This is a genomic window from Arcticibacterium sp. (assembly GCF_055134445.1).
Genome location: NZ_JBSRVI010000062.1, coordinates 70,941 through 86,766 on the forward strand (window position 1 = coordinate 70,941; position 15,826 = coordinate 86,766).

The following is a 15,826-nucleotide window of genomic DNA, read 5'->3' on the forward strand; positions in this document are numbered from 1 at the left end:
AGCTGCTAACCTTGACGATTTAGCAGCTTTTTTTTCAATTAGTCCAGCTTAATGCTAGATAGCAAATTTGATACCCATTCCTCCTGAGAGAGTCCTGTTTCTTACTGGAAGTTCAAAAAGGGGAGCATCAATAACCCTGGTAAAGCCATGCTGATAGCGACCTTCTACAAAAGCCTTCATTCTAGGAGCCACCGGCAGTTCAAAACCCATGGCAGCCACACCACTTAATTCAAAATCTTTATAAATATTATTATTTAGGTTTGTTCTTATTGGGAAAATATCCAGAACCCTCACTGTCATGTTGGCGTCTGCCATATAACCTAAGGATGGTCCAACGGCCACATAATAATGTGCCGCTTCTTTATCTCCAATATGATATTTGAATAAGACAGGAAGCTCTATATAGTTGGTTTTAAAACTCACTTTACCTTTTAAAGGAATGTTTACCCCTAAAAACTCTCCGCCTACCTTAAAACCCTCTTCTATTTTAAAACCTTTCTGAACAAAAGCCAGCTCAGGCTGAATAGATAAATTGCCTTGAAGTGGAATCTCCATAAAAATTGCGGCACTTCCTGATGGTAAAAATTTAAAGTCTGGTGTTACGTTTTCAATCAAATCGAACTTTGTCATCGTTGATGATGTAAATGCTCCTCTTACCCCGATAGCGTTTTGTGCCATGCCGGCAGATGTGATAATAGTGAATAGTAATGCTAAGATATTTTTCATTGTATTGGTTTGTATTATATGCCTCTTAGATGCTGAAAACCGCTTCTGAGTTTTCTCTTTAAATGTTAAGGCTTCGTTAAGAGGCAAAATTATCTATCTTATATATTTTTCAATATTTTCTGAATATTTACTTATTACAATACTTTCAGTAATATAAAATTCAACTTATGTTCTATATTTGCCAGTCGCAACGAATACAAAATGACCAAGTCAGACCAAAAAGCCTACTTTTTCAAAATTGATACCACTGTCAAAAAAGTAAGGAATTACCTCCAGAATCAGCTCCTGAGTGCAGGTTTAGACCTTACCGTAGACCAGTGGGTGGTCTTAGATCATCTGGTTCCTAGCCCTGGCATTTCACAAAACGACCTGGCTGTAGCCACCGCCAAAGACGCTCCCACCATTACTAGAATTTTAGGTATTCTTATAAAAAAAGGTTTGGTAGAAAGAAAAACCGCTAAACTAGACCGGAGAAAGCAAATGCTGTTCATTACACCTACGGGCGAAAGCATTCATACAGAAGCGTTTCCAATAGTGGCTGACATGAGAAAAAAAATGTGGGAAAACATCAGCGATGAAGATTTCCAAAGCCTTGTAAGAATTGTAGATATTATCTACACCAATGTAGAATAATCCAATTATACCATCACCCTATCGTTCCTCTCCCTTCACATTCCCATTAAAAATTATTCTGACTCATTTTGCTTGTCAAAAAACAACTCTAAACTTAGTTAGCACGCCTTTAATCGATAAAATAGCTTGAACACAAAGGATTCCTAAAGGATAAAAGCTTGAAAGATTGCACTTATAAATTAATTGTGCTTTTTTAGATAGTTCGTATAATAACCCTAAAATAAAAACATGCCTTTAGTTATTGCCCTCCTCGGAATTTTAGCTTTAATCCTCCTTATAGCTGTTGTAAAATTAGACACCTTTTTATCTTTCGTAATTGTATCGCTTGGGATAGGAATCGCCAGTGGTTTAGATGTCGTGGAAGTGGGCAATGCCATCCAAAGTGGAATAGGCGGAACCTTAGGTGATTTGACCTTAATCATTGGTTTCGGTGCTATGCTCGGTAAGTTAGTGGCAGAGAGTGGAGCAGCCTCTAAAATCACCGACGCCCTCCTGGATAAAGTAGGCACTAAAAACCTCCAATGGGGACTGGCACTCGCTGGTTTCATCATCGGTATTCCTTTATTTTACAATGCCGGTTTCATCATCGTTATTCCTTTAATCTTTGCCGTGGCTCAGGCCTCTGGCTTTAATATGCTCTACGTGGGTATTCCTATGTTGGCTTCCCTTTCTGTGGCTCATGGTTATTTACCTCCACATCCATCGCCAGCCGCCATTGGCATTCAGTTAAACGCTGACTTAGGTAAAACTTTAATTTATGGTTTAATAGTAGCTATTCCTGCCATTGCCATTGCTGGGCCTATTTTTGCTAAGACTTTGAAAAATTTCGATATCACGCCAGACCCAACTATTTTTGGTTTCAAACCCGTTCCTAAAGAACTTCAACCAGGTTTAGGTATTAGCCTGTTGGTGGCTTTAATGCCAGTTATTCTGCTTTCTGCGGGCTCAGTGATTAAAGGATATTTTCCAGACAACCAGTTTATTCTTTTAATGGCTCAGCCATATTTTGGCATGTTGCTATCTGTATTTTTTGCTATCTATTTCTTAGGTATCAAACAAGGCAGAAACTTGGAAGATATTTCTAAATCACTTGCCGATTCTTTTAAAGACATCGCCGTGATATTATTAATTATTGCGGGTGCAGGAGCCTTGAAAGAAATTCTTTCTGCTTCAGGTACCAGTACTTATATCGGTGAATTGTTACAAGGTGTAAACATTAATCCATTACTATTAGGATGGGCTACAGCAGCTTTTATTAGAATATGTGTTGGTTCTGCCACCGTTTCGGGATTAACAGCCGTAGGAATCTTAGCTCCACTTTTTGGCTCTCAGCCAGACTTTCAACCAGAATTAATGGTACTAGCCATAGGCTCAGGTAGTTTAATAATGGGTCACCTAAATGATGGTGGCTTTTGGCTTTTCAAAGAATACTTCAACCTATCCGTTAAAGACACCCTAAAAACTTGGACAGTAATGGAAACACTAGTTTCTGTGGTCGGTTTGATTGGTGTTATGCTTTTGAGCTTGGTGGTTTAGTATCCATCAACGGATTTAACTATCTATCAGGATGGCTTTTTCCTTTATAACTATATTACCGATTTCATTGTTATTAATCCCTTTTATCTTTCACCTAGTTTTAGGATCTCAAAGTTAAAAAAAGGTTATTGATTTACCATTTTGGATAGTCTCAATATACTCTATCTTCTTAGAATTGATAAATGATATACATTGGGTTTCTCTCTCATTTCTATAAGGTCAATTTATGCATGAGATAATAAGCTTATCTCCTGGTATATTAGTCTTCGGTTTTATCTCATGCATTTTCCTAAATGTTTTTATTATTATTTTATATTTTTCAAAGAGTGAGAAATTGAAGTGAAATAACTAGGAAATAGACGGATACAATGACATGATATCTCAACAATCTCAACCAAAACCACTACCTTTGATGGTATCATATGATACTATCATCGTCAGTTTGAATGAGACCACCTTATACCATAACTGGGAAAATTTTAAAGTTAGTTGCCTCCATTTCCGAGAGAATTGGTGAGGTAAATGCAGCCCATTTGAGTAAACCACCCACCGAATTAAGAAAGAAAAACAGAATTAAAACCATTCAGGCCTCCTTAGAAATTGAAGGAAACACACTTACCATTGAGCAAATCACTGCCATTGTTGAAAACAAAAACGTTCTTGGCCCAAAAAAAGACATCCTAGAAGTTAAAAACGCCATTACTGTTTATGACTACTTAGATAATCTAAACCCTTTCAGTTTCGATTCGTTTTGCGAAGCTCACGGACTTTTAATGGATGGGCTTGTAGATTCGGCAGGCAAACTTCGACGTAAATCTGTTGGAATAGTCAAAGGGGCAGAGCTTACGCATATTGCCCCGCCTAGTGAAATGCTAAAGCCTTTAATGAATGATTTGTTTAATTATTTAAAGAACGAGAACGACCTCGTTCTTATCAAAAGCTGTGTATTTCATTACGAAATGGAGTTTATTCACCCTTTTATTGACGGAAATGGTAGAATGGGACGCCTATGGCAAACTTTGATTTTAAAAGACGCTTATCCCGTCTTTCAATATTTACCTATTGAAACATTAATAAAAGAGCGACAAGAAAAGTATTACGAAGTTTTAAGAAAGTCTGATTCCGCAGGAGAATCGACACTTTTCATAGAATTCATGTTAGAGATTATTCTTGAATCTTTAAAAGAGCTATTGAATATTCAAAATGTAAGCCTATCAAACATAGATAGAATCAACCTATTCAAAACCACTATTAAAGAAGCCTTTTTTACACGTAAGGAGTACTTAAAGAATTTTAAAGAAATATCACCAGCCACTGCTAGTAGGGATTTGAAATTCGCCGTTGAAAACGGAATCGTTGAAAAACATGGAGACAATAACACCTCCAAATACAAATTCAAGTAATCAAAACACAACCCAAATTTCATTAAGTTTACTAACCCATCCATATAAACCTCACCATGAAAAAGAATCTCGCCATTGCTTTTGCCTTAATCGGTTGGTTTGCGGTTATCGCTCAGTACGTTTTGATGATAGAAAATCGGGTAACATCTACCACCGAGGCTACTATCCGTTTCTTTAGCTTCTTTACTATTTTGACGAATACACTCGTCGCTATCTACTTTACTTATGTAGCATTTGGAAAAAACTCGAAACTCCTCAACAAACCAGGTTCATTGACAGCTATTACCGTATACATTTTAGTAGTTGGCTTGGTTTATCAGCTGGTACTTAGAGCTATTTGGGAACCTACTGGTTTACAGAAACTGGTAGACGAACTTCTACACAGTTTAGTACCACTCACCACCCTGATTTTCTGGTATTTCTATGAACAGAAAACACAAGTAAAACTAAAAAGCATTGTTAATTGGCTTATATACCCTTTGGTTTATCTGGTATTTATATTGTTACGAGGTAGCATTTCCACCTTTTACCCCTACCCTTTCGTAAACGTGATGGAGATAGGTTTGCCCCAGGTCTTGATAAATTCGGTAATCTTACTCCTGGTCTTTATTGTTCTCTCTGGCATTTTAGTTTTCGTAGGTAAAAGACTTTCAAATCGAAAAAGTATCTAAGTGTTATAAATCAGCATCAATAGGCTTTATTGACTCCGTTTGTAACATTAAAGATTTCGAGGTACTTTCGTCTCTTCAAAACCCCATTAGCCTTTCTTTAAAAGCTAGGAAGTTTTTGAACAGAACCAACTCTTTAAAATCATTCTTAAAATGAACAAAAAAAACTATTCGCTTTTAGTACTTTTTGCAGCCTTCACCCTCATTTTTTCTGCCTGTAAAACCAGCACAGAAACTACGGAAGAAACTGTAACGACGCCAGACCTTCAAATCTCTTTGGCACAGTGGTCTCTTCATAAATCTTATTTTGGAGATGCCCTAAATGGTGACTGGGAAAGCTTTGGAAGACTTCTTCGTGAAAACCCAGATTCTTTATTACAAGGAACTATTGACCCGGCAGACTTTCCTACCTTGGCAGCTAGCTACGGTGTAAACGTCATTGAACTGGTTAATACTTTTTATTACAGCAAAGCTCAAGATGATGCTTACTGGACCACTTTCAAACAAAAATGTGATGACGCAGGCGTAAGCGTAGGCTTAATCATGTGCGATGCTCTTGGAGACTTAGGAGATGCTGATTCTGTATCAAGAATGACGGCTGTAGAAAACCACTACAACTGGGTAAAAATTGCTAAAAAATTAGGAGCAAGCACTATCAGAGTAAACGCAGCGGGAGAAGGTTCTGCTGAAGAAGTGGCGGCCAATGCCGTAAAAGGATTATCAAAATTAGCCGAATACGCAGCGACTCAGGGTATCAATATAGTCGTAGAAAACCACGGAGGATACTCTTCTGATGGTTCTTGGTTAGCAGGTGTGATGGAGGCTGTAAACATGGAAAACGTGGGTACATTACCAGATTTCGGAAACTTCTGCATGGAAAGAACACCAGATGGCTGTGCTAAAGAATACGATAGATATAAAGGGATAGCTGAGTTAATGCCGTATGCAAAAGGAGTTAGTGCTAAAACGAACAACTTTGACGCCGAAGGAAACGAAACCGCATCTGATTATCTTAGAATAATGAAGATTGTTAAAGATTCGGGTTTTAAAGGCAATATTGGTATTGAGTATGAAGGCACAGCCATTTCTGAAGACGAAGGTATCAAAGCTACAAAAGCTCTTATTGAGAAAGTGCTTAAGGAACTAGAAGGTTAATTCCAATCTTTCTTAAAAGGAGTCCGCAGTAGAATATTCTACCGCGGACTTTTTTTGTTCTATTTTAAGATTCCTTCTAAGGCTGAAGCAATAGATTTACCACAATCTTTTTCTAAATTTATAGCACTTAGATATTCTGAAAAATAATTCTACTTTAAGAAATGGCTTTTCAATCCAAATCAATTCGAACTTTCATCGGAGCCAAAGACTTCTCTGTTTCCTCTGATTTTTACAAAGACTTAGGTTTTGAAGAAGTTAAAATAGACAACACAATGTCCTACTTTAAGGTAAACGAAACCTTAGGCTTCTATTTACAAGACTACTATGAGAAGAAATGGGTGAACAATTCCATGATATTTTTAGAAGTAGACGATGTAGAAAAATGTCAGACAGAATTACTTTCCAAAAACCTTCCTTCAAAATACAAAGGTGTGAGATTTACAGAAATCGTTAAAAACCATTGGGGCGAAGAAATATTCATGCACGACCCTTCAGGCGTTTTATGGCATTTCGGTAAATTCTATCATTAATTATTATTACGCATTCAACCTAAAAATGACCAAGTCCGTTATCATTAGCCTTATCTTTTTTTGTTTTTCACTTTCAAGTTTAAATGCCCAAAATAATTGGAAAGGCTTTGATAGAAAAGATTTCAAATTTCAAGAAAAAGAAGCCAGAATTATCATCCCAAAGCATGCTGCGAACGGAAATCCATGGATTTGGCGAGCTCGTTTTCCTGATTGGCATACCGAGGCAGACAGCATTTTAGTGGCAGAAGGTTTTCACTTAGTCTATGTAAACACCGATAATAAATTTGGCAGCCCTGATGCCGTGAAAGTTTGGGATGAATTTTATGCTTACCTCGTCCAAACTTACGCTCTTCAAAAGAAAGTAGCCCTAATGGGTGTCAGCAGAGGCGGTTTATTTGTGTACAACTGGGCAAAGCAAAATCCGGAAAAAGTGGCTTGTATTTATGCAGAAGCTCCCGTTTGCGATTTCAAAAGTTGGCCAGCGGGCTTTGGTGAGGGCAAAGGCAGTGAAAAAGAATGGGCGAAATTAAAGGTGGAATACGGCTTTAGTAGCGACGATGAAGCTAAAAACTATAAGAACAATCCTTTAGATGGCTTAGAAAATCTTGCTAAAGCAAAGGTTCCCATCCTACACATGATAGGTTTGGAAGACAAAGTAGTCCCACCTGCAGAAAACAGCCTTATACTTATCAATAGGTACATTAAACTTGGAGGAATAGCCACTGTAGTACCTTGCACGGAAGGAAAACAAGAATTAGAAGGTCATCATTTCGACATAGAAACGCCTAGGTATGTGGCCGATTTCATAAAGTATAATGCATTAAAAAGTGGTAAACTAAATTCAGAAACCTATCATAATCTTGGCAATGGGCTTAAAAACAGCCATATCAAATTTGAAAAATATAAAAAAGGCAGAGTAGCTTTTTTAGGTGGTTCCATTACGTATAACCCAGGATGGAGAGATAGCGTATCTCATTATTTGACCGAAAGGTTTCCAGAAACAGAATTTGAGTTTATTGCTGCAGGAATACCTTCTATGGGCACTACTCCAGCAGCATTTCGACTTACCAGAGACATCAAGGACTTAGAAAATGTTGATTTACTCTTTGAGGAAGCCGCCGTAAACGACGCATCAAACGGAAGAAATGCTTTAGAGCAAACACGTGCTTTGGAAGGGATTGTGAGACATCTCAAAAAAGAAAATCCTGCCATAGATATCGTTCTCATGCACTTTGTAGACCCAGACAAAATCAAAGATTACAGTAATAACAAAGAACCAGAGGTTATCCAAAACCATAACAAGGTGGCCATGTACTATAATCTACCCATTATCAATCTGGCAAAAGAAGTAAGCGATAGGATTAACAATAAGGAGTTTAGCTGGACAGAAGACTTCAAAAACCTTCATCCCTCCCCATTCGGTCAAGGCATTTACGCCAGTTCCATACTACAGTTTTTAGATAAGGCGTATAAATCGCATATAGATGCCGATGACAAAATAATTGCTCAAAATGTACCCCGTGCTTTAGATGCTTACGCTTATGAAAACGGCAAATTGATTGATATTAAAGAAGCTAAACTGTCAAAAGGTTGGGGTATTAACGAATCGTGGTCACCTTCTGATGGAAAAGCGGTAAGACCAAACTACCATAATGTTCCCATGCTCATCAGTGAAAAACCTGGAAGCAAACTAAGCTTTAATTTCACAGGAAAGGCGGTTGGAATTGCGGTAGCCGCTGGTCAAGATGCGGGTACTATTGCATATAGAATAGACAATGGGGATTGGCAAGAATTAAACCTATATACCCAATGGAGTTCTTTTTTACACCTTCCGTGGTATTACACGCTAAGCTCTGAACTGGTAGACAAAAACCACAAACTCCAGATTAAAATTTCTGAAACCAAAGATGCCAAAAGCAATGGTAATGCCTGTAGAATAAGGTATTTCTATGTCAATTGAGAACACCTTATATCTTCAAAGACCAGTTGTTTTTCACTGAAAAATATCTAATTATAACCACCACTAGCATAGAAATGCCCATATTAATGGTAAGGGCATTTGAGAATTGTTCCAATGCCAGAAACACCAACGCTCCTACCAAACAGGCGGTAGCGTAAATTTCTTTTCTAAAAATAAGTGGCACTCTATTGGTCAAAACATCCCTGATGATACCACCGAAAACAGCGGAAACAATACCCATCATCACTGCAAAAGGTACTTCCAAGCCCGCATTTAGTGTTTTCTGCAATCCTAAAATAGTAAAGAGACCAATACCCATAGTATCGAAAAAGAACATACTTCTTCTAAGCGTAGCTATGTATTTCTTAAACACATAAGACAGAATTACACCTGCCAGCATAGCCCACAAATAACTGGTATCTCTCATCCAACCCACAGGGGTCTGTCCTATCAGCATATCTCTTAAAGTTCCTCCACCAACGGCAGTTACAATACCTATAATGGTAGAACCCACCACATCAAATTCATTATCCATTGCGGTCATAACGCCACTTATGACAAAAATAACGGTACCAAGAATCTCAAAAAAATAAATCCAATTCATCTGTTTTTGTTGATGTCAATTTTGACTGTAATCCGTAACAAGAAAAAGGCTAACCAATTACAATTCAAATATGTTCATAAAGCTACAAAAAATCCATTTCTATAGAACTCTTATGGTTTGCCATACTCAAGGAATAAACCGATATTTGAACACAGATAAACCTTCTCAAATTCAAATGAAGAAACCATTTTTAACTCTTTTACTTTCTTTCTTAGTCATTTCTGGCTTTAGCCAGAACGAAAAGTACGATTCCGCAAAATTTATCGACAGTAAAGGAACAGAGATTAGCTATAGAATTTTATATCCCGAAAATTATGACGCTTCGCAGAAATACCCATTGATTTTATTTCTGCATGGAGCAGGCGAAAGAGGAGATGATAATGAGTCCCAATTAAAACATGGTTCTTGGGTTTTTACAGATAAACTCAAAGACAATCCAGCCATTGTCATCTTACCTCAGTGTCCTAAAGATGGTTATTGGGCTTCTGGAAAGTTTACGAGAGATCAATATCCCTTAGATATTGATTTCAACTACAGTTACCCAGAAAAAGAAGCCCTTCATGCCAGTATTGAACTCGTAAAAAGCTTTATCAATAATAAAAAAGCAGATAAAAAACGCGTTTATATCACTGGAATGTCCATGGGAGGCATGGGCACTTTTGAAGCGGTATATCGCTATCCTAAATTATTTGCGGCTGCCATGCCTATTTGTGGTGGTGGAGATATTTCGGCCTATGGCAAGAAGCAAGCAAAAATTCCATTCTGGATTTTTCATGGAGATGTGGATGGCGTGGTTCCTGTTAAAAATTCACAAGAAATGTATAAGAAATTACAAGCACTGAATGCCAACGTAACCTACACCGAATACCCTGGCGTGAATCATAACAGTTGGGACAATGCCTTTAAAGAGGTCTCCTACCCCACTTGGTTCTTCCAGTTCAGCAAATAAGTTTATCATAAGTATTAATATTCATATATCAGCAAGCAATGATTTTAGACGAAGTTTTTGAAAAATACGCCCACAAAATTCCTCCAGCACCAGCTCCTGGAGGTGTTTACAAACCGCTCATTATTGTAGGAAAAATGGTTTATGTGAGTGGCCATGGCCCAAACTTACCAGACGGCAGCCAGCACACTGGAAAAGTTGGTTCTGATGTAGACGAAGCTTTTGCTAAAGAGGCCGCGTTCCAAACAGGTCTAACCATGCTAGCAACGCTTAAAGCCGAATTCGGAAGTTTAACTAAAGTTAAAAGAGTAGTTAAATTACTAGGCATGGTTAATGCCCACCCTGACTTTGAGAGTCATCCTAAGGTTATTAATGGCTGTAGCGAACTTTTTGAAGAAGTCTGGGGCTATGAAAATGGTTTAGGCTCTAGGAGTGCCGTAGGTTTTGGCTCTCTTCCTGGAAGAATCACCGTAGAAATAGAAGGTCAGTTTGAGATTTATTAAATCTTGCGTCTCGACCTATTAGTATCATATTTTTAGCTGAGCTAGGTATTTTAAAACTTTTTTAACTCAATTTCTTTTACACCGTTTATGAAAATCCTTAAAGTAGCTTCTGGAGCACTAAACCAAACTCCCTTAGATTGGAATCAAAACACGCAAAACTGTATTGATGCCATTGAAGCTGCTAAAAAAGAGCAGGTCAGTATTTTATGCCTGCCAGAATTAGCTATAACAGGTTACGGCTGCGAAGATGCTTTCTATGCTCCTGACTTACAGCAAAAAGCACTGGAATGCCTCGAAGATATAAAAAAACATACCGCAGGAATGGTGGTTTGTGTGGGATTACCATTAGAAATAAACAATAAACTTTTCAATGCCGCCTGCTTACTGGTAGACAAGACTATTCTTGGGTTTGTCTGCAAAAGGCACTTACCAAATTATGGTCTGTTTTATGAAGACAGATGGTTTCATAGATGGCCTTCTGGTTTAAAAGACGAAGTGAGCATCAACGACTTCAAATACCCCGTTGGTGATTTAACCTTTGAAATTGATAACATAAAAATAGGTATTGAAATCTGTGAAGACGCATGGGTGCCGAATAGGCCAGCCGAGGGATATTTTGAAAACGGTGTAGACATTATTCTAAACCCAAGTGCGTCACCGTTTGAGTTTCATAAATTTAGGACTAGAGAAAGACTCATTATTGAAAGCTCTAGGAGTCACTCTTGTAGCTACATTTATACCAATTTATTGGGCAACGAATCTGGCAGACTTATTTTTGATGGCGATGCACAAATTGCTTCTAATGGTGTCTTACTGAAATCAAGCAATAGGTTCAGTTATGCCTCTTACACGCTTAGCACGGCGGTAATTGATACGGATATAACGGCCATAGACTTCACCAAAATAAAGGAGAAGCCAAAACCTACAAGCAATAAAGTTACCTATAGCCTCAGTTTTCCTGAGGATGTCAAACCCAGCTATGAAGAAGCAGACTTAGAAGCTTTTGAAAGCGGTGGATTTTTAAAAGAAGAAGAATTTGCCAGGGCCGTTTGTCTTGGGCTATTCGATTACCTTAGAAAATCTAGGTCTCAGGGTTTCACTATCTCGCTCTCTGGCGGAGCCGACTCTAGTGCTTGTACGGCTCTTTGTGGTTTAATGATTCGTTTAGGAGATGAAAGCATTGGCTTTGAAAACTTAAAGAAAAGACTTGGGCATATTGCCAAAATACAGGATTGTAAAACAGAAGAAGAAATTTCAAACAAACTCATTCATACCATCTATCAAGGGACCGAAAATAGCTCAGAAGAAACTAGACAATCTGCCAGAGCTTTAGCCGAGTCTATGGGAGCACAATTTTATGATGTCAACATCAATGGCCTTGTGGAACAATACACGGGTATGATAGAAGGACAAATAGGTCGTGAGCTCTCTTGGGCTACAGACGACATAGCTCTTCAAAATATCCAAGCTCGTGTTAGAGCCCCAGGCGTATGGCTTTTAAATAACATTACAGGACATCTACTACTTTCTACCTCTAACAGGTCTGAGGTGGCCGTAGGCTACTGCACCATGGATGGAGACACTGCCGGAAGTTTAAGTCCTATTGCGGGCATTGACAAGCACTGGCTTAGGTCATGGCTAATTTGGTTAGAAAAAACGGGTTGTCATGTTAAAGGGAAGCACATTAAAATAGACGGTTTAAAATATGTCAATGCATTGAATCCTACAGCAGAATTAAGACCGAAAGACCAAATGCAAAGTGATGAGAAAGATTTAATGCCTTATGATGTACTAGATGCTATCGAAAAAGTAGCGATTAAAGACAAAAAATCACCAACAGAGAGCTTCCGTTATATGGAAGTACTTTGGGCAGAAAAATACGACCGAAAGGATATTTTCAATTGGGTTACACGTTTCTTTAAACTATGGAGCAGAAACCAATGGAAAAGAGAAAGATATGCACCCTCTTTTCATTTAGATAACAGAAATTTAGATCCGAGAAGCTGGTGTAGATTCCCTATTCTAAGTGGGGGATTTGAAAAAGAACTCGACGAATTGAAGGATTATTTTGAAGGTAAAGCTCAGCCTAAAAGGAAGAAAATAGGCTTTTAAGATTGTTTGATTCCGAAAACTGCTTTTATTGGATAGTGATCAGAATTACCAAGGTCTCTAAATGTTTTAAAATTCAGTATTTCAAATTTATCTTGGGTATAAAACACATTGTCTATTCTTAAAAAGCTAAGAATCCTGTGATAGGTAAACCCAAAACCAAAACCACCGTCTTCAAAGCCGTTATTCAGTAATTTCCGTACTCTTCCGTAAGCATATCCGTAAGGGAGTTCGTTAAAGTCTCCCGCTAAAATCACCGGATATGGACTTTTCTTTATCAATTCTTCTAATTCATCCACCTGTACGCCCCTGTCTTTAAAGCCATGTTTTAACTGGCTTAAAATATTCTTGGCTTCTTTATTTCTAACCACTTCATCTCTTGTAATGGCCTTCTGCACTCTTATCCCCATAGATTTCATTTGCACATTAAAAACCCTAATAGTGTCTTTTCGTACCACTATATCGGCTAGTAAAAGACCATTATTATTTGTTTTCCATGAGATCTCCTCTTTATAAATGATGGGGTATTTTGAAAAAATAGCGAGTCCAACGTTCCCTACTTTGCTATTCTCATCTATTTCTGAATGCATATAGGTAAAATGAGGATTATCGTGCTGCAAGCGTTCGAAAGTATTAAAGGAACGACTATCAGGCCTATTATACATTTCTTGAAAGCACTTAATATCAGCACCTAAAGTATCCAAATCATTCACCAAATCATTGATATTCCCCAATCCTTCTTTCGTACCTACCGAGCCATAATCACAGTACATGACATTATAGCTAAGCACAGATAAGCTTTTATTCAAAGAATTTTCATTCTCCTTTAAATTAAATTTCAAAGTTCTTTCCAAAAGAGGATAGCCAGCCACCAAAATCAATAGAGACAATATGAATTTCCATGATCTGGTAAAAATATAGGAAAACATAAAGAACAAGTTTACAGCAAAAGCCACTGGCACTGTAAGCATCAAAAATCCTACTGCCCAATGCTTAATATCAGCAGAATAGGACAACTGAAAAACAAACAAGGCATAAAGGCCTACTATAAAATTTAGCAGGAAATAAAATTTAATTATAAAGCTTTTCAGAAATGAAACATTTATGTTCAACGTAAAGATGCCGAAATATAGGAATTTTTAGCCTTAAGTGCAGTTACTGAGCCTAGTTTGAAAATAGAAGACAAAATTTGATAAAAAAGAAATATTAAAGTACCTTTGCAGCAGAATGGTAGCGAAAAGGAGGGTTAAAACCTCCTTTTTTGTTGCCAAAATTCTAACAATAATGCTTAATTCCGAACAAATCATCCCGATAGTTGAAGAACTTCTAGACCCCGAGTTACATTTCTTGGTGGACGTAAAAGCCTCTTCCTCTAAAATTAGAAATAAAATCACCGTATTAATTGATACGGATGAGGGGATTGGAATTGCGGATTGTAGCAGAATTAGTAGAGAATTGGCAAATAGGTTGGAAGAGTTAATTGAAGATGCCTATACCCTAGAAGTTTCTTCTCCCGGTTTAGATACTCCTTTGAAGATCAATCGTCAATATGTGAAAAATATAGGGAAGACCTTAAAATTCACATTAACGGATGGCACAGAAATAAAAGGAGAATTGCTAACTTACAGCGAGCAAGAAGTTTCAGTGTTGCCAGAAAAAAAGAAGAAAGAAAAAAAACAGCCAGAAACAGTTATTCTGGCATTTGAAAATATTAAAGAAGCCCGTGTACAAGTTTCTTTTAACTAAAATTTAAACCTTTTCTAATGGATAGTGGAGATTTAGTAGCGTCGTTTTCGGAGTTTGCTCGTGAAAAAAATATTGACAGACCTACCATGATTGCGGTCTTGGAGGACGTTTTACGTACAATGATTCGTAAGAAATATGAGGACGACCACAACTTTGATATCATTCTTAATGCCGAAACTGGCGATTTAGAAATGTGGCGTACGCGTGAAATTGTTGACGACAACTCTGAAGATATTTGGGATACGGATAAAATTCCGTTATCAGAAGCTAGAAAAATTGAACCCGATTTTGAAATTGGAGAAGAAGTCGCTGAAGAAGTTAAGTTAATTGACTTTGGAAGAAGGGTCGTACAGACTGCTCGTCAAACACTTATCCAGAAAATAAAGGATTTAGAAAAAGAAATGCTTTATGATCTTTATAAAGATCAAGTAGGAGAACTGGTAACTGTGGAAGTTTATCAAATATTAGGTCGTGAGGTCATTTGTCAAGATTTAGATGGCAATGAGCTTTCCCTTCCTAAATTCGAACAAATCCCTAAAGACCGATTCCGTAAGGGAAATAGTATTAGGGCTGTAGTACACAAAGCGGAATTAAATAATGGTAACCCTAGGGTGCTATTATCTAGAACCTCGCCGGTCTTCTTAGAAAGACTTTTTGAGCAAGAGATACCAGAAATTCTTGATGGATTGATCTCAATCAAGAAAATTGTTAGAGAGCCCGGCGATAGAGCCAAAGTGGCTGTAGAGTCTTTTGACGACAGAATAGACCCAGTAGGAGCATGCGTTGGTATGAAAGGGAGTAGAATTCACAGTATAGTACGTGAACTTGAAAACGAGAATATTGATGTAATTCAGTGGACTGATAATACGCACTTGTTTATTTCAAGAGCTTTAAGTCCAGCGAAAATTAGTTCTGTACAGATAGACGAGAATGGAGAAAGAGCTTCCGTATTCCTTAAGCCGGATCAGGTATCCTTGGCAATTGGTAGAGGGGGTTTGAATATCAAATTAGCTAGCCGCCTTATAGGAATGGAGCTAGATGTATTCCGAGATGTGGAGCAAGACTTCATCGAGGAAGATGTGGATTTAACGGAGTTTTCCGATGAAATTGACTCTTGGGTACTAAAAGAGCTTCATGGCATCGGTTTGGATACTGCAAAATCAGTATTGGCTCTAAGTAAAGAAGAATTGGTAAGAAGAACCGAACTTGAAGAAAGTACTGTTGTAGAGGTATTAGCTATTTTGGCAAGCGAATTCGAATAAAAAGGCTGTATCTTTACCCCTCAGAATCTATCTTCTAAAACAAAA

15 protein-coding genes are annotated in these 15,826 nt (G+C 37.7%); 12 read left to right on the forward strand and 3 right to left on the reverse strand.

Annotated features, from left to right (window positions below; translation table 11 throughout):
- Window positions 1-54: 54 nt before the first annotated feature.
- Entirely contained in the window at window positions 55-726 is a 672-nt protein-coding gene (locus tag ACTBZY_RS08495; RefSeq protein ID WP_463045901.1) for a porin family protein, read from the reverse strand.
- A gap of 201 nt (window positions 727-927) precedes the next feature.
- On the opposite strand from ACTBZY_RS08495, the gene ACTBZY_RS08500 reads away from it, so the two are divergent.
- The 7 genes from ACTBZY_RS08500 to ACTBZY_RS08530 all read left to right on the forward strand — a co-directional run bounded on the left by ACTBZY_RS08500 (window position 928) and on the right by ACTBZY_RS08530 (window position 8,611).
- A complete protein-coding gene (locus tag ACTBZY_RS08500) occupies window positions 928-1,359 on the forward strand; it encodes a MarR family winged helix-turn-helix transcriptional regulator (RefSeq protein ID WP_463045902.1) in 432 nt (143 codons plus the stop codon).
- Window positions 1,360-1,587: 228 nt separating this feature from the next.
- Window positions 1,588-2,895: a gluconate:H+ symporter gene (locus ACTBZY_RS08505; RefSeq protein WP_463045903.1), complete on the forward strand. Its 1,308-nt coding sequence runs from the start codon at window positions 1,588-1,590 to the stop codon at window positions 2,893-2,895.
- A gap of 446 nt (window positions 2,896-3,341) precedes the next feature.
- Complete coding sequence (locus ACTBZY_RS08510) at window positions 3,342-4,298, forward strand: Fic family protein (protein WP_463045904.1); 957 nt, start codon at window positions 3,342-3,344, stop codon at window positions 4,296-4,298.
- Between the two features lie 56 nt (window positions 4,299-4,354).
- Window positions 4,355-4,969 (forward strand): Pr6Pr family membrane protein, encoded by a 615-nt coding sequence (locus ACTBZY_RS08515; protein WP_463045905.1) that lies wholly within the window; start codon window positions 4,355-4,357, stop codon window positions 4,967-4,969.
- A gap of 150 nt (window positions 4,970-5,119) precedes the next feature.
- Entirely contained in the window at window positions 5,120-6,121 is a 1,002-nt protein-coding gene (locus ACTBZY_RS08520) for a sugar phosphate isomerase/epimerase family protein (RefSeq protein WP_463045906.1), read from the forward strand.
- A gap of 161 nt (window positions 6,122-6,282) precedes the next feature.
- Window positions 6,283-6,651, forward strand: a complete 369-nt coding sequence (locus ACTBZY_RS08525) for a VOC family protein (protein WP_463045907.1) — start codon at window positions 6,283-6,285, stop codon at window positions 6,649-6,651.
- A 25-nt stretch (window positions 6,652-6,676) separates the two neighbouring features.
- Window positions 6,677-8,611, forward strand: a complete 1,935-nt coding sequence (locus ACTBZY_RS08530; protein ID WP_463045908.1) for an SGNH/GDSL hydrolase family protein — start codon at window positions 6,677-6,679, stop codon at window positions 8,609-8,611.
- A gap of 7 nt (window positions 8,612-8,618) precedes the next feature.
- Here the strand turns inward: ACTBZY_RS08530 and ACTBZY_RS08535 are convergent, their stop codons facing one another.
- Window positions 8,619-9,215, reverse strand: a complete 597-nt coding sequence (locus ACTBZY_RS08535; RefSeq protein WP_463045909.1) for a trimeric intracellular cation channel family protein — start codon at window positions 9,213-9,215, stop codon at window positions 8,619-8,621.
- A gap of 175 nt (window positions 9,216-9,390) precedes the next feature.
- On the opposite strand from ACTBZY_RS08535, the gene ACTBZY_RS08540 reads away from it, so the two are divergent.
- The 3 genes from ACTBZY_RS08540 (at window position 9,391) to nadE (ending at window position 12,776) form a co-directional block, all read left to right on the forward strand.
- Window positions 9,391-10,164, forward strand: a complete 774-nt coding sequence (locus ACTBZY_RS08540) for a carboxylesterase family protein (RefSeq protein WP_463045910.1) — start codon at window positions 9,391-9,393, stop codon at window positions 10,162-10,164.
- Window positions 10,165-10,202: 38 nt separating this feature from the next.
- Entirely contained in the window at window positions 10,203-10,664 is a 462-nt protein-coding gene (locus ACTBZY_RS08545) for a RidA family protein (RefSeq protein ID WP_463045911.1), read from the forward strand.
- 87 nt (window positions 10,665-10,751) lie between these two features.
- A complete protein-coding gene (nadE, locus tag ACTBZY_RS08550) occupies window positions 10,752-12,776 on the forward strand; it encodes an NAD(+) synthase (RefSeq protein WP_463045912.1) in 2,025 nt (674 codons plus the stop codon).
- Here nadE and ACTBZY_RS08555 read toward each other — a convergent pair.
- Complete coding sequence (locus ACTBZY_RS08555; protein WP_463045913.1) at window positions 12,773-13,804, reverse strand: endonuclease/exonuclease/phosphatase family protein; 1,032 nt, start codon at window positions 13,802-13,804, stop codon at window positions 12,773-12,775. The two genes, nadE and ACTBZY_RS08555, sit on opposite strands and share 4 nt — an antisense overlap.
- A 253-nt stretch (window positions 13,805-14,057) precedes the next feature.
- On the opposite strand from ACTBZY_RS08555, the gene ACTBZY_RS08560 reads away from it, so the two are divergent.
- On the forward strand, window positions 14,058-14,519 hold the full coding sequence (locus ACTBZY_RS08560) for a ribosome maturation factor RimP (protein ID WP_463045914.1): 462 nt from the start codon (window positions 14,058-14,060) through the stop codon (window positions 14,517-14,519).
- A gap of 17 nt (window positions 14,520-14,536) precedes the next feature.
- Window positions 14,537-15,781 (forward strand): transcription termination factor NusA, encoded by a 1,245-nt coding sequence (nusA, locus tag ACTBZY_RS08565; protein WP_463045915.1) that lies wholly within the window; start codon window positions 14,537-14,539, stop codon window positions 15,779-15,781.
- Window positions 15,782-15,826 lie beyond the last annotated feature (45 nt).

What these genes read in the sequence shown, in the direction of transcription:
- ACTBZY_RS08510 (WP_463045904.1), top strand. Translation starts at nt 3,342, where the DNA reads ATGAGACCACCTTATACCATAACTGGGAAAATTTTAAAGTTAGTTGCC.
- ACTBZY_RS08515 (WP_463045905.1), top strand. Translation starts at nt 4,355, where the DNA reads ATGAAAAAGAATCTCGCCATTGCTTTTGCCTTAATCGGTTGGTTTGCG.
- ACTBZY_RS08530 (WP_463045908.1), top strand. Translation starts at nt 6,677, where the DNA reads ATGACCAAGTCCGTTATCATTAGCCTTATCTTTTTTTGTTTTTCACTT.
- ACTBZY_RS08525 (WP_463045907.1), top strand. Translation starts at nt 6,283, where the DNA reads ATGGCTTTTCAATCCAAATCAATTCGAACTTTCATCGGAGCCAAAGAC.
- ACTBZY_RS08545 (WP_463045911.1), top strand. Translation starts at nt 10,203, where the DNA reads ATGATTTTAGACGAAGTTTTTGAAAAATACGCCCACAAAATTCCTCCA.
- nusA (WP_463045915.1), top strand. Translation starts at nt 14,537, where the DNA reads ATGGATAGTGGAGATTTAGTAGCGTCGTTTTCGGAGTTTGCTCGTGAA.
- nadE (WP_463045912.1), top strand. Translation starts at nt 10,752, where the DNA reads ATGAAAATCCTTAAAGTAGCTTCTGGAGCACTAAACCAAACTCCCTTA.
- ACTBZY_RS08560 (WP_463045914.1), top strand. Translation starts at nt 14,058, where the DNA reads ATGCTTAATTCCGAACAAATCATCCCGATAGTTGAAGAACTTCTAGAC.
- ACTBZY_RS08495 (WP_463045901.1), bottom strand. Translation starts at nt 726, where the DNA reads ATGAAAAATATCTTAGCATTACTATTCACTATTATCACATCTGCCGGC.
- ACTBZY_RS08520 (WP_463045906.1), top strand. Translation starts at nt 5,120, where the DNA reads ATGAACAAAAAAAACTATTCGCTTTTAGTACTTTTTGCAGCCTTCACC.
- ACTBZY_RS08535 (WP_463045909.1), bottom strand. Translation starts at nt 9,215, where the DNA reads ATGAATTGGATTTATTTTTTTGAGATTCTTGGTACCGTTATTTTTGTC.
- ACTBZY_RS08500 (WP_463045902.1), top strand. Translation starts at nt 928, where the DNA reads ATGACCAAGTCAGACCAAAAAGCCTACTTTTTCAAAATTGATACCACT.
- ACTBZY_RS08540 (WP_463045910.1), top strand. Translation starts at nt 9,391, where the DNA reads ATGAAGAAACCATTTTTAACTCTTTTACTTTCTTTCTTAGTCATTTCT.
- ACTBZY_RS08505 (WP_463045903.1), top strand. Translation starts at nt 1,588, where the DNA reads ATGCCTTTAGTTATTGCCCTCCTCGGAATTTTAGCTTTAATCCTCCTT.